The organism is Delftia sp. DS1230 (assembly GCF_040112715.1).
Lineage (GTDB): Bacteria > Pseudomonadota > Gammaproteobacteria > Burkholderiales > Burkholderiaceae_C > Comamonas > Comamonas tsuruhatensis.
In genome coordinates, this window is sequence record NZ_CP157763.1 from 2,411,303 (window position 1) to 2,424,621 (window position 13,319).

At 59.4% G+C, this 13,319-nt stretch carries 11 protein-coding genes; 9 read left to right on the top strand and 2 right to left on the bottom strand.

All coding sequences use genetic code 11. The annotated features are described in order from the left end of the window. Nucleotides 1–9: 9 nt before the first annotated feature. From AAN986_RS10745 to AAN986_RS10775, 7 genes are all read left to right on the top strand, one after another. The gene (locus AAN986_RS10745) at nucleotides 10–4,599 is read left to right on the top strand and encodes an RHS repeat-associated core domain-containing protein (RefSeq protein ID WP_349335651.1); all 4,590 of its coding nucleotides are present in this window, start codon (nucleotides 10–12) and stop codon (nucleotides 4,597–4,599) included. Between the two features lie 2 nt (nucleotides 4,600–4,601). Continuing rightward, entirely contained in the window at nucleotides 4,602–5,168 is a 567-nt protein-coding gene (locus AAN986_RS10750; protein ID WP_212645263.1) for a DUF6714 family protein, read from the top strand. 153 nt (nucleotides 5,169–5,321) lie between these two features. Next, the gene (locus AAN986_RS10755; protein ID WP_349335652.1) at nucleotides 5,322–6,101 is read left to right on the top strand and encodes an RHS repeat-associated core domain-containing protein; all 780 of its coding nucleotides are present in this window, start codon (nucleotides 5,322–5,324) and stop codon (nucleotides 6,099–6,101) included. Further along, complete coding sequence (locus tag AAN986_RS10760) at nucleotides 6,098–6,676, top strand: hypothetical protein (RefSeq protein WP_156180064.1); 579 nt, start codon at nucleotides 6,098–6,100, stop codon at nucleotides 6,674–6,676. Before AAN986_RS10755 ends, AAN986_RS10760 begins: the two co-directional genes overlap by 4 nt. A gap of 280 nt (nucleotides 6,677–6,956) precedes the next feature. After that, the gene (locus AAN986_RS10765; RefSeq protein WP_156180066.1) at nucleotides 6,957–7,205 is read left to right on the top strand and encodes a hypothetical protein; all 249 of its coding nucleotides are present in this window, start codon (nucleotides 6,957–6,959) and stop codon (nucleotides 7,203–7,205) included. 699 nt (nucleotides 7,206–7,904) lie between these two features. After that, nucleotides 7,905–8,348: a hypothetical protein gene (locus AAN986_RS10770; RefSeq protein WP_241150447.1), complete on the top strand. Its 444-nt coding sequence runs from the start codon at nucleotides 7,905–7,907 to the stop codon at nucleotides 8,346–8,348. A 171-nt stretch (nucleotides 8,349–8,519) separates the two neighbouring features. Further along, nucleotides 8,520–8,921 (top strand): hypothetical protein, encoded by a 402-nt coding sequence (locus tag AAN986_RS10775; protein WP_034368079.1) that lies wholly within the window; start codon nucleotides 8,520–8,522, stop codon nucleotides 8,919–8,921. 19 nt (nucleotides 8,922–8,940) lie between these two features. Here AAN986_RS10775 and AAN986_RS10780 read toward each other — a convergent pair whose 3' ends face one another. Both AAN986_RS10780 and AAN986_RS10785 read right to left on the bottom strand, forming a co-directional pair. After that, a complete protein-coding gene (locus tag AAN986_RS10780) occupies nucleotides 8,941–9,687 on the bottom strand; it encodes a hypothetical protein (protein WP_047219538.1) in 747 nt (248 codons plus the stop codon). A gap of 59 nt (nucleotides 9,688–9,746) precedes the next feature. Next, nucleotides 9,747–9,965: a hypothetical protein gene (locus tag AAN986_RS10785; RefSeq protein WP_016450629.1), complete on the bottom strand. Its 219-nt coding sequence runs from the start codon at nucleotides 9,963–9,965 to the stop codon at nucleotides 9,747–9,749. Nucleotides 9,966–10,145: 180 nt separating this feature from the next. On the opposite strand from AAN986_RS10785, the gene AAN986_RS10790 reads away from it, so the two are divergent. Together AAN986_RS10790 and AAN986_RS10795 are read left to right on the top strand one after the other, a co-directional pair. Beyond that, on the top strand, nucleotides 10,146–12,494 hold the full coding sequence (locus AAN986_RS10790) for a bifunctional salicylyl-CoA 5-hydroxylase/oxidoreductase (protein WP_047219539.1): 2,349 nt from the start codon (nucleotides 10,146–10,148) through the stop codon (nucleotides 12,492–12,494). Next, on the top strand, nucleotides 12,491–13,294 hold the full coding sequence (locus AAN986_RS10795) for an SDR family NAD(P)-dependent oxidoreductase (RefSeq protein WP_047219540.1): 804 nt from the start codon (nucleotides 12,491–12,493) through the stop codon (nucleotides 13,292–13,294). Before AAN986_RS10790 ends, AAN986_RS10795 begins: the two co-directional genes overlap by 4 nt. Nucleotides 13,295–13,319 lie beyond the last annotated feature (25 nt).

The following is a 13,319-nucleotide window of genomic DNA, read 5'->3' on the forward strand; positions in this document are numbered from 1 at the left end:
CAGCCTCGCATGAGTGGCCAACCCGCAGCCCGCATCACCGACAGCGTCGTCAAGGGCAAGATCGTCACCGGCTCGCGCACCGTGCTCATCGGCAGCCAGGGGGGCCTGGCCTGCTCCGTCTGCCCGGGCGGCATCACCGTCAGCTCCCCCGTCAACCCCCAGCTGGGCGCCAAGGTCCTGCTGGGCGCACAAGACCTGGACTTCGCCCTGCCCTCGGCTGCGCTGCCCGTGGCCTGGCAGCGTCAATACAGCAGCTACGTCAACCCCGAGCACGGCGCTGCCTGCGGCCTGCTGGGCCATGGCTGGCACCTGCTGCAGGAGCTCAGCATCCGCTTGCAGGAAGAGGCCACCTTGCTGCTGGACGCCAGCGGCCGCGTCATCACCTTCGACCAGCCTCTGGCCCCGGGCGGCCAGCTGCACAGTGCCAGCGAAGACATCTGGCTGCTGCGCGGCGGCAGCACGGAGCCGGACGGAGGTACTGCGCCCTGGGCTGCGAACCCGCGCTGGTCGCATGTGGAGGCGGCGCTGGCGTGCAATCCCGAGGCCATCCTGGCCTTCAGCGGCGATGGCGACACCCTCTGGGGCTTTGGCCCCCCGCCCGGTGAGTCGGTCGATGGCCCCTGGCGCCTCATGGCCCAGATCGACCACTTCGGACGCCGCCAGCTCTACCACTACAGCGACGGCAAGACCACGGCCCCGGACGTCAACGGCAGTCCGGAACCGCTGCCCGCAGGCCGCCTGGTCTCGCTGAGCGACGGCACAGGCCGGCGCTACCGGCTGCTGCACCAGCGCATCCATGGTGGCAGGGATGCGCTGGGTTTGTGGGGAACCGACGACGGCTGGCGGGTCACAGGCGTGGATCTGGTGCAGGACCCGATGCATCCCCTGTCCACCCCCATCGCCCTCGTGCGCTACGGCTACAGCAGCGCAGGCGACCTCATCACCGTCCACGACCGCGCAGGCCAGCTCGTGCGCGAATTCGAATGGGACCACCACCGCATCAGCGCCCACCGCCATGCCAGCGGACCCTGGCACCGCTACCGCTACGAGAGCGCCCAGCCCGGCGCCCGCGTCATCGAACACAGCAACCAGGAAGGGCTGTCCTACCGCTTCGACTACCTCAGCCAACCGCCGGGCCCGGACGGCCAGCCGCGCGCGGCCACCCGCGTCAGCGACAGCCTGGATCGCATCGAGACCTACTACTTCGAAGGCGCAGCGGGCCTGTCGCGCCTCATCGCCCACCACAAGGCCGACGGCAGCCGCTGGCTGCAAAGCTACGACAGCTTCGGCCGCCTGGCCTCGCGCACCGACCCGCTGGGCCGCAGCGTCCACCTCAGGCGCGACGGCCAGGGCCGGCTCATCGGCGTGCAACTGCCCGACGGGCGCAGCACCCAGCAGGAACACGACGAAGCCACCGGCCGCCTGCTGCAAAGCACTGACACCGCAGGGGCCACCATTGGCTACGAATACGACAGCTGGGGCCGTCTCACCCAGATCACCCAGGCCGATGGCAGCACCGAGCGCTACCACTACCCCGACCCCCAGGAAGCGCCGCTCACCTGCGACAGCCCCCGGCGCATCGAAGACGCCCAGGGCGGCAGCAAACAGCTGGCCTGGAGCGACGCGGGCCAACTGCTCAGCTACACCGACTGCTCGGGCCACAGCACGCACTACCACTACGACCGCTGGGGGGCGCTCATCGAAGTGGACAACGCCCTGGGCCAGCGCCAACGCCACCAGCGCGATGGCCAGGGCCGCATCGTGGCCAGCGAACTGCCCAACGGCCAGATCGAGCGCTACCACTACGACAGCGCAGGCCACCTCACGCGCATCGAACCGGCCCAACCCCCGCTCACCCCTCTCATGGGGGGACAAAGCCCTGCTGCACCGGCCGCCGACCCCAGCATCCACCTGCGCTACGACCTCTGGGGCAGGCTGGTCCAGCGAACACATGGCGGCCTCACCCTGGCCTTCGAATACGACAGCGCCGGCCGCCTCACGCGTCTCGTCAATGAGAACGGAGCGCAAAGCCGCTTTGCCTGGGACGCGCTGGACCGGCTCGTGCAGGAAGAAGGGTTTGATCAACGCCTGCAGCGCTACCGCTGGGACGCGGCAGGCCAGCTCATGGAAGCCACGGACGGCAACGCCGCGCAGCAAAGCAGCAGCCACTACCGCTGGGACGAAGGCGGCAGATTGGTCGAACGCCAGCTGCCCGCCACGGCCCATGCGCCCGCACAAACCCACCGCTACGAATGGGATGCGGCCGGGCGCCTCACGGCGGCCAGCGTCTGGCAACACAGCACCGCAGACAACGACAACGGCCTCATCGCCCAACTGCAAAGCCGCATAGCACTGGAGCGCGACGCGCTGGGCCGCATCACTGCAGAAGTGCAACAGCTGTACCGGCCCGGCAAGGACGGGAACGGGGGCGCAGAGCAGATCGAATACGAACACCGCATCGCCCACACCCTGGATGCGCTGGGCACACGCCAGCACAGCCAGCTGCAAGGCCTGGGAGAGATTGCCTGGCTCACCTACGGCTCAGGCCATGTGCACGGACTGCAGCTCAACGGCGCCGGCCTCATCGACTTCGAACGCGACGCCCTGCACCGCGAAGTCCGCCGCAGCCTGCACCCACCCACCCCCGCAGCAGAAGCAGATGCAGACGCACACCACCCCCTGCAGGTGCAACGCCAATGGGACAGCATGGGCCGCCTCACGGCCCTGGGCACCACAGGCCTGCAAAGCACGGAAGGCAGAGATCACCTCGTCCAGCCCCTCATCGGCCAGATCCTTGGCCGCCGCTACCACTACGACAGCCTGGGCCAGCTCGTTGCCATCGAACAGGCCGGCGCCCCGGGCCAGGCCGCACAACTGCTGCGCTACGGCTACGACAGCGCCGGGCGCCTCAGGGCGGCCACCGACAGCCAGGACCCCCAGACCACCGCCCGCTGGCAGATCGACCCTGCCGGCAACCGCCTGCCCGCACCGGGCGCACCGGGTCAAGCCAGCCCTCAGGACAGCTGGGCCGCCCAGGTCCACGCCCACTGGCGGCACACCGACTTCAACCTCATGGGCCTGGGCCACCTTGCAGGCCAGCGGCAAGGCCCCGTGCAGCGCTGGGAAGACAACCGCATCGGCTTCACCGAAGACTGCGTCTGGCGCTACGACCCCTGCGGCAACCGCATCGCGCAAATGCAGGCAGACCACAGCCAGCAGCAACTGCACTACGACGGAGCCCACCAGCTCATCGCCGTGCGCAGCAGCCAGATCCAGGGCAACGCCGAGCAGTTGCGCCACCACAGCCGTTACACCTATGACGCCCTGGGCCGCAGGCTCAAGCAGCAAGTGCAAAGCGCAGACACGGAACTGCCCACCCGCACCCACTACTACGGCTGGGACGGCGACAGCCTCATCCACACCGAGCGCCTGCAGCACGGCAGCGACACGCGCCACATAGAGCACACCATCTACGAACCGGGCAGCTTCACCCCCCTGGTGCGCCTGAGCACCACGGCCAGCGGAGACCCCCAAGACGAGCCCCACCTGCTGGTGCAAGCCATCACCGCAGGCCTGCCCGACCCGGACGACCCCAACCACACGCCGGCCCTGGCCCTGATGCAAACCATGCTCGACGCCATGCCGCGCGACATGCAGCAAGACGCGGCCCGCCACCTGCGCCACACACTGGAGCACGGCCTGCCGCCCAGCGCCCAGGCCATGCTGGGCGAACAGGCCGAAAGCACCACCCGCCTGCTCAGCGGCATGCAGGCCAAACTGCAGGACCAGGAAAAAGAACAGCACGCCCGCATCGCCATCCACCACTACCACTGCGACCACCTGGGCACACCCATGGCCCTGACGGACCAGACCGGCCAGGTGGCCTGGGCCGCGAAGCTGGACCCCTGGGGCAATGTGCTGCAGGAGTACAACCCGCAGGGCCTGCACCAAGCAATCCGGCTGCCGGGGCAGCACCATGACAGGGAAACGGGGCTGTATTACAACCGGCATCGGTATTACGATCCGGTGGTGGGGAGCTATATCAATCAGGATCCGATTGGATTGACAGGTGGTGTAAATAAAATTTTGTACTCAGAGTCTTCTCCGACATTAAAAATTGATCCCACAGGGTTGAATACAGTCGCTATAGGGGCAGGAGTCGGGGCTTCTGTTGGTGGACCAATAGGTGCAGTAGTGGGGGCTGCGATTGGTGTCGCGGTTCTGGGGGTTATTTGGATGGCATCCAGGCCAAGTTCAAATACGACTTCTGTATCAAAAACGGCAAGTGAATTATCTATTGCACACAATAATGCAGCCCAGATAGGTGATCGCTCATCGTATCAAGGGTACGGAGGGAATTGCACGCCAGATGATCATGACAAACTTGACGATGAAAAGAAGGATGCATGCGATAAATCAAAAGGACTTACGTGCGGGAAAAATGAAATTGATTATGGGAAGGCGGATAAGATCAAGAAATGTATTGATGCTCGAATAAACATTGCAAGAAAATGCTTTAATGGTGGTGATAAAGGGCATAATACACAAATAAATCAATTGTATTCCATAATAGGCAAATGCACAGGGCAGGCGGAATAAAAATGAATTTGAATAATATAATTTCAAAAAGATTACGTGAAAGTAAGCTTGAGCCTTCTTTGCGGGAAAGATACAACATTGCATTAAAGAAAGAATTTTCTGATGATCTGCCGAATTGCGGATTGTTTATTGATAATACATTCTCCGGAGATGATGCTATTGACTATGAGAAGGGTATTAGACTATTTCGAGGAAAAAAATGGACCGAAGTTGATCTTGATTATTTATATGAAGAATATGTGCAGTTTTTAATGTTGAATGACGACGGTTTTATTTATTACCTTCCGTCTTTTTTGTTATATTTCTATGATCTAAAACATTTTGCATTGGAATATTATATTTATTTTATGGATAAGTTGGAGTTGGGGCTGAATGAATCCAAGGCTACTTACAACGCAGGCAGACGACGGCAGGATTATTCTGGATTCAACAAATTGAGTCACGAGCAATCCAAGCTTGTTGCATTGTTTTTGGTAAATACAGCTAATTTGCTTCCAGATGGCTACATGGAGAAGGCGCAAGCGCAGAGAGCGCTAACCAACTATTGGGGTAATTTTTTACTATTCTGATTAATAAATCAAAGGGTTCATATAATCTTATTGATTAATGCATTCATTCTTTGAGTAATGATAATTAGATTGATATAAAAAAGTAATGGCCAAGAGTTGGCTATGCTACTCTAATTATTATCTCCAGAACATAACCTGAAACACTGCTACGACATGCAGACAAAGCTTCAGGAACAGGAAAAAGAACAACAAGCCCGCATCGCCATCCACCACTACCACTGCGACTACCTGGGCACGCCCATGGCGCTGACCGACCAACGGGGGCTAGTCACCTGGGCGGCAAAGCTGGACCCTTGGGGCAATGTGCTGCAGGAGTACAACCCGCAAGGCATCCACCAGGCAATCCGGCTGCTGGGGCAGCACCATGACAGGGAGACGGGGCTGTATTACAACCGGCATCGGTATTACGATCCGGTGGTGGGGAGTTATATCAATCAGGATCCGATCGGGTTGATGGGTGGGGTAAATTTCTTCACCTATCCCTCAAATCCACTGCTTGGTATTGATCCAACAGGTCTCTCTGGGGTAATCCCCAAAAATTTTGGAAAGGGCAAGCCAATTAACCCTGTTCCAATCCCAGAAAAAGGGCCTTATCCATTAGATAAGGTATACGATCAAATAAATCCTAATGACAAGGTATGGAAGAGGTTTAGTCCATTCGATTACACAATTGAATGCCTTGAGTGGGAGTCGGATAATGAAGGAGGAACATGTCGTCCCTTTGATGAAAAACCCGGAAAGACTATCACAAGAAGTCACGATAGTATTCCTTCCACTCCTAAATCAATGCCTTTGCCAGTTGGCGAAAAATGCAATAAATCCCGACTGAAGAGCGACCCCACCGGGCCAGGCACCGCTCCTACAGCAGATACGGACGATATATTGGAAATGATGCAAAAAATCAGGACTAGAACAAGAGGCACTCGACGATGAAATATTTATTTTATGTATTTGCTATTTGTTTGAATTTTTCTTCATCGTACGCCAAAGATATTGAAAATCGAGAGCCAGAATGTTTGGTTGGCGTAGATTCAAAGAAATTTGTAGCCAGTTTTCAAATCTTTGATAAAGATCAAAAAATATGGATTATTAATGATGGAAGTAATGAAAAAAATGAAATCAACTATTCTTGGATGGTTGAGCCTGGGTTAATAAAGAATGGTAATTTTCTTCCTGTAAAATATGCATTTGGTGTCGGACATAGAAATGAGTATGAATCAAAGGGGAGGCAAGAAAATTCGCTATCGGTTCTGTTGGAAGAAATAAAAAATAGTGGAACGATTTATATAAATAGCCCTGATAAAAAGAGTAGGCAGAAAATATCGAGGAATTTGGAAAATGTTCAAATTCATATGCTTTTAAATAAAGATGAAATAATTCTCTATTCCAGGGATATTGACGGAAAAAATGCTATTTTCTCAAGTAAGCCTACACATGCAAGGATGACCATGAGAACTCCATATAAATCACAATCTTACATCTGCTTAGCAGAAATTGATTATCAATAGAATTCGTGTTGGGAGATCATTGATTAGTTTGTTGCGGATTATCTATATCTCTGAATTCGGTGTATTTATTGCTATTAACGCAAGTGGGGTATTCATTTTAATTAATTGACTGTGCTTTGGGGGGCCAGGCTGGGTAATTACTTAGGGAATTTCTGCACAAAGCACGATTTCTACTTGTAGACATAGTTGGTTCCTTGGGAGCAGGGCACCGTTAAACAGTATTGGGATATCAGTTCGACCAGGAACAAATGAATTAATAACGGCATATCCTGACTGAATTATGAAAATATTCGAAACCATTGAATGTCCAAATTGCAGGCAAGATAAATTAATTATCTCGAAAAATACAGATGCGGGAAAACTTTATTTGTATTGTAGCGAATGCTTTGCTGCATGGAATTCAATTGAAGAAGTTGCCGAAAAAAATCGCATGTCTATTGATTTGGATGGGAATTCAGAAGATCCTAGTTACGAAGAAATATTGGCTAATGGATGGGATTTATTTGTTTCTAGAATAATTGAGGTTTAATTTTCTGAAAATAGCCATTAAGGCGAATATATTTATTTCAGATTGAAAATCCAATTTATATTTAGTATGGCGTAGTTTTGGTTTTCCGGTTAAATAGTTTTTGATAAATATTATTGCTTTCTATTTTCTCTGGTTTATAATCCAATGAAAACGGCAATCTCATGAATGGTAAGATAAATGGGCGCTGCAGAGTTTTACTTTGGATGAAAGTTCCTGACAGGGCCCTTGGTTTCAAAACACCAAGCCTAGAGACATTGAACCAGAGAGCTTGATGCAGTTGTTAAGTCCTTCTCCCGACGAAGTGATGCATATGCACCCCATGCTGTGCTTCCCCATCGAAGGAAAGGGAGGGCAGACATGGGGTGTAGTGGCCACCTTCGATCCACAAAACAGGCTGAGTACTTTCAGCCTGGTGCATTCTGGAGACTGGCGGGAAGCGGCGCCTATTCCGCAACCTGAGCAAGCCAGTTCAGTGCCTGTTGAAACGCCTACACGCAGATCATTGACTTGCCGCTCTGGAGCAAGAACACCCGAATCAGGTATCTGGAAAGGGCGGCTACCGGCTGGCCATCCCCAGGCTTCAATGCTGGCAGAGGCACCGCACAGGTTTGTATTCAAGCGTGCTGGTGATGCAATGGCTGACTTGGGTCTTGCCCCGTTTGATGAAGCAACGGTGGTTTGGACTTGGCTACGAGCCTAGTGCTACTCACCATCGACAGGGAGCAGGAAGATATTGAGATGCCTCGCTTGAAATATCCTGAAATGAGAATGGAATTGCTCGGATATTTGAGGAAACTAAAGGATTTGAAATATCAAATGAAAGCCTGGGTGAATCAGGACTTTCCTGCAGACGTTCAATACGACCATCTTGATTGGGCCATACATTTCATTTTTGACGATACGGATCTTGGCAGTGATGCTCGTATGGCGATCGGTGAAATTCTTCTCGATGAGCAGGAGGCAGGACTGATGAGGCAGTTGGTGGATGCCATCAATGCCGTCTTTGAGGCGTACGGCACGGACATGCCGAACAGCTTCTACATGCAAGTTGGCGAATGGACGAGAGTGGTGGCCTATGCCGAAAGGGCGTTCGATTGTCTGGAGGGGAGCAACGCCGCTGGCTGCCCCGAGCCGCTGGATTGACACGGGCATGCCAGACGACTAGCCGGGGAAAGACCATGGCTGATCGTGATGTCCAGTCGATGGTAAAGAGTACCGTAGCGTTGCCAGGTTCGTGGAACAACAAGATGTTTTCCACTGGTAGCCCGCCCCCAAAACCTGCCAGACAATCCATAAAAACCAAGGCACCGTTCCATGACAACTTCAACCCCCCTTCCCGAACCCGAATTGAGAGCCTTCGCAGCGGCGGCGGCCGAGCAGCAGCGATGCACGGACTGCGCTGTGCTGTGGAGGCCGGGCTGGGAGTCCTTGTCGGGTGCGGACAAGACTTCGCATCTGCAGCAGGTTGGTGCGCTGGGCACGCCGGAGACACGGGAATTGCTTGATGAATACCACCCACAGGGCACGAACCAGTGGTCGCCGGATGCTCCCATCGCCCTGGGCTGGCACCCGTACAACCGCTGCACGCTCTGGCGCTGCCACCATTGCAATGCCGCCTTTCTGCGCTACACGGAGTACGGCGGCTACTACCAGGACGATCGCATCCGGCCGCTGCTGGCGCATCTGATCGTCACGCCCGAGCAGGGCCGCGTCTGAGCGGCGCTGCTCGGCCGGCTCAGGTCCAGTCGAAGGTGAACAGCGCCGTGCGGCTTTCCGGCTCGTAGAACAGCAGGATGCTGTCCGCGCCCGTGGCGCACCAGTTGTAGCCGGCCACGTTGGCCACGTGGAAGAAGGGCTTGCCGTCGCGGGTGATGCGGATGCCGTCGTCTTCCAGTTCATCGCCCATGCCGGCGTTTTCCGCTTCGTCCAGCTGGAAGGCCGGGGGAATGGGCGGGTGGCTGGTCCAGTTGCCGTACCAGATGCCGCCGCCCAGGCTGTCCAGGTAGTCCTGCTCCATGGGCTCGCCCTTGCCGTAGCGCGAGTAGCTGGCCAGTCGGCCATGCTGGGCGTAGTAGGCGCTGGCCTTGGCGTGGCTGGCCAGCATTTCGTCGGTGTGCTCGCAGGCGTAGGCGTCTTTGGTGAACTGGCCGCCATGCTGCGGCGCGCGCTGGAAGAAGCCTTCGTTGCCCAGGAAGCGGTAGCGGTTGTCGGGCGTCAGTTCCAGCGCAAACCAGTTGGGGGCGGTGAAGGCGTTGTGGTGGGCTTCGGTCTCATCGCCTATGCAGCCCTCGAAGGGCTCGACGGGGCACAGCATGTGGACCACGGTGCCGGCCAGTTCGGGCCGCACCAGGCCCAGGTCGATGGAGATCAGCGGCAGCAGGTGCTCTGCCAGCCAGGGCTGGTCGGCCACAAAGATGTCGGCGGCGGCGGGGAAGGGGGTGAGGCCCGGCTTCAGTTCGCGGACTTCGGTTGGCTGGGACAAGAGGGGCTCCTTGGCGGATAGAGGGGGTTGGGAATGCGGGGGGCGCTGCGGGCCGGGTGTCAGGTGATCTCGAAGATGTCCTGGTCCGATGCGGCTGCGCTCTCGTGATAGATGTCGTACAGGTACTGGGCCAGTTCGGCGTGGGTCACGTCGGCGGGGATGGCCAGCAGGGCAGGGGCACGCTTGCCGTCCGCGCCCACGTTGAAGCAGCGCCAGTGGGCGTCTGCCCGTTCGATGGCGATGATGCGGCCAAAGACATTGAAGCGGTATTTCTCCAAGCGGGTGTCTCCTGGTGAGCGGGCATCGTAACGGGAGCCGGTGGCATATCCGTGTTCTCCCCATGTCCGTGGTGGCGGTTTGTCCATATATTTCAAACCTAAACTATTCAGACCTAAAGTGATTGGGCACTGTTGCTGAACCTGGGGCGCCTGCCGCCCGTCGAGAAAAGGGTTTGCGGTATGAAGATCGTCTGTATCGGTGGAGGTCCCGCCGGCCTGTACTTCGGCCTGCTGATGAAGCTGCAGGACCCCGCCAACGAGGTCACGGTGGTGGAGCGCAACCGGCCCTACGACACCTTTGGCTGGGGCGTGGTGTTCTCGGACGCCACCATGGACAACCTGCGCGAGGCCGATCCGGTGTCGGCCCGCACCATTGGTGACGCCTTCAACCACTGGGACGATATCGACATCCACTTCAAGGGCCGAAGCCTGCGCAGCAGCGGCCATGGCTTCATCGGCATAGGCCGCAAGAAGCTGCTCAACATCCTGCAGGCGCGCTGCGAGGACGTGGGCGTGAAGCTGGTGTTCGAGAACTTCGTGCAGGACGACCAGGCGATGGCGCGCGAGTACGACGCAGACCTGGTCATCGCCTCGGACGGCATCAACAGCCAGGTGCGCACGCGCTATGCCGATACCTTTCGGCCCGATATCGACCAGCGCCGCTGCCGCTTCGTGTGGCTGGGCACGACCAAGGTGTTCGATGCCTTCACCTTCGCCTTCGTGCAGACCGAGCACGGCTGGTTCCAGGCCCATGCCTACCGCTATGAAGACGGCATGTCCACCTTCATCGTGGAGACGCCCGAGGAGACCTGGCAGGCCGCCGGCATAGAGCAGATGAGCCAGGAAGAGGGCATTGCCTATTGCGAAAAACTGTTCGCCCCCTGGCTGGACGGCCATGCCCTGGTCAGCAATGCCACGCACCTGCGCGGCTCGGCCATCTGGATCCGCTTTCCGCGCGTGATCTGCAATACCTGGGTGCACTGGAATGCGCTGGACACGCCGCGCGGCCCGCGCAGCGTGCCCGTGGTGCTGATGGGCGACGCGGCGCACACGGCGCATTTCTCGATTGGCTCGGGCACCAAGCTGGCGCTGGAGGATGCGATCGAGCTGGCGCGCAGCCTGCGGTCTGCGGGGGGCATCGAGGCCGGCCTGCGCCACTACGAGGAGGTGCGCAGCGTGGAGGTGCTCAAGATCCAGAACGCGGCGCGCAATTCCACGGAATGGTTCGAGAACGTGGAGCGCTATGCGGGCCTGGAGCCGGAGCAGTTCGCCTATTCGCTGCTGACGCGCTCGCAGCGCATCTCGCACGAGAACCTGCGCCTGCGCGATGCCGCCTGGCTGCAGGGCTTCGAGCGCTGGATTGCCGAGCATGCGGGCGAGACCGTGCCCGAAGGCCGCCGCCCGCCCATGCCCATGCTCACGCCCTACCAGGCGCGCGGCCTGCGGCTGAAGAACCGCATCGTGGTCTCGCCCATGGCCATGTATTCCTGCACCGACGGCGTGCCTGGCGACTTCCACCTGGTGCACCTGGGCGCGCGCGCCATGGGCGGCGCGGGCCTGGTGATGGTGGAGATGACCTGCACCTCGCCTGATGCACGCATCACGCCCGGCTGCCCCGGGCTGTGGAACGACGAGCAGGCGCAGGCCTTTGCGCGCATTGTCGATTTCGTGCACGCGCAGGGCGGGGCGCACATTGGTATGCAGCTGGGGCATGCGGGCCGCAAGGGTTCCACCCAACTGGGCTGGCAGCAGATCGACCATCCGCTGGAGCAGGGCAACTGGCCGCTGCTGTCGGCGTCGGCACTGCCGTACTTGGAGGGACTCTCGCAAGTGCCCCGCGCCATGACCCGCGCCGACATGGACCGCGTGCGCGAGGACTTCGTGGCCGCCACGCGGCGCGCTGCGGCAGCGGGCTTTGACTGGCTGGAGCTGCACTGCGCGCACGGCTATCTGCTGTCCAGCTTCATCTCGCCGCTGACCAACCGGCGCGATGACGAATATGGCGGCAGCCTGGACAACCGCCTGCGCTTTCCGCTGGAGGTGTTCGAGGCGGTGCGTGCAGCCTGGCCGCAGGACAAGCCCATGTCGGTGCGCATCTCGGCCCATGACTGGGTGGAGGGCGGCATCACGCCCGACGATGCGGTGGAGATCGCACGCCGCTTCAAGGCGGCGGGCGCCGACATGATCGACTGCTCCTCGGGCCAGGTCAGCCCCGACCAGAAGCCCGTGTACGGCCGCATGTACCAGACGCCGTTTGCCGACCGTGTTCGCAACGAGGCCGGTATACCGACCATTGCCGTGGGCGCCATCTTCGAGGCCGACCATGCCAACGCCATCATCGCCTCGGGCCGGGCCGACCTGTGCGCGCTGGCGCGTCCGCACCTGGCCGATGCCGCCTGGACGCTGCGCGAGGCCGCACGCCTGGGCGCCCACGATGTGGACTGGCCGAACCAGTACCAGCCCGGCAAGCGCCAGTTGGAAACCAACTTCGAACGCGCCGCCGCCATGGCGCAGTTGGATCTCAAATGACCCCAAATTCACGACCCCTGGAAGGACGGCATGCCCTGGTGACGGGCGGGGCGCGCGGCATAGGCCTGGCCTGCGCGCGGGCGCTGCTGGCGCGCGGCGCGCGGGTCACGCTGCTGGGACGCGATGGTGCAGCGCTGGAGGCTGCCGTGCGCGAGCTGGGCGGCACGGCACCGGCAGCACAGATGGTGCAGTCCGTGCAGGCGGATATTGCCGACGAGGCCTCGGTGCGCCAGGCCTTCGCGCAGGCCGAGGCGGCCTTCGGCCCCGTGCAGGTGCTGGTCAACAACGCGGGCCAGGCCAGCAGCCAGAAGTTCGAGCGCACCGACGCCGCACTGTGGCAGGCGATGCTGGCCGTCAACCTCACGGGCACCTTCCACTGCATGCAGGCCGCGCTGCCGGGCATGCTGGCTGCGCGCTGGGGCCGCATCATCAATGTGGCCAGCACGGCAGGGCTGATCGGCTATGCCTATGTCAGCGCCTATTGCGCGGCCAAGCATGGCGTGATCGGCCTCACGCGCTCGCTGGCGCTGGAGACGGCGGGCAAGGGCGTGACGGTGAACGCGGTCTGCCCCGGCTATACCGAGACCGACATCGTGCGCGGCGCCGTGGCCAACATCGTGGACAAGACCGGCATGACGGCGGATGAGGCCCGCGCCAGGCTGGCCGAACGCAACCCGCAGGGCCGCCTGGTCCAGCCCGAGGAAGTGGCCGAGACCGTGGCCTGGCTGGCCCTGCCGGCATCGGCCTCGGTCAACGGCCAGTCCATTGCCGTCGATGGCGGCGAGGTGATGACCGGCTGAACCCGGTCCACTCCCCCCGTTTTCT

Excerpts from the sequence above, each read along its gene's own strand:
- AAN986_RS10745 (WP_349335651.1), top strand. The coding sequence starts at position 10 with ATGAGTGGCCAACCCGCAGCCCGCATCACCGACAGCGTCGTCAAGGGC.
- AAN986_RS10750 (WP_212645263.1), top strand. The coding sequence starts at position 4,602 with ATGAATTTGAATAATATAATTTCAAAAAGATTACGTGAAAGTAAGCTT.
- AAN986_RS10755 (WP_349335652.1), top strand. The coding sequence starts at position 5,322 with ATGCAGACAAAGCTTCAGGAACAGGAAAAAGAACAACAAGCCCGCATC.
- AAN986_RS10760 (WP_156180064.1), top strand. The coding sequence starts at position 6,098 with ATGAAATATTTATTTTATGTATTTGCTATTTGTTTGAATTTTTCTTCA.
- AAN986_RS10765 (WP_156180066.1), top strand. The coding sequence starts at position 6,957 with ATGAAAATATTCGAAACCATTGAATGTCCAAATTGCAGGCAAGATAAA.
- AAN986_RS10775 (WP_034368079.1), top strand. The coding sequence starts at position 8,520 with ATGACAACTTCAACCCCCCTTCCCGAACCCGAATTGAGAGCCTTCGCA.
- AAN986_RS10790 (WP_047219539.1), top strand. The coding sequence starts at position 10,146 with ATGAAGATCGTCTGTATCGGTGGAGGTCCCGCCGGCCTGTACTTCGGC.
- AAN986_RS10795 (WP_047219540.1), top strand. The coding sequence starts at position 12,491 with ATGACCCCAAATTCACGACCCCTGGAAGGACGGCATGCCCTGGTGACG.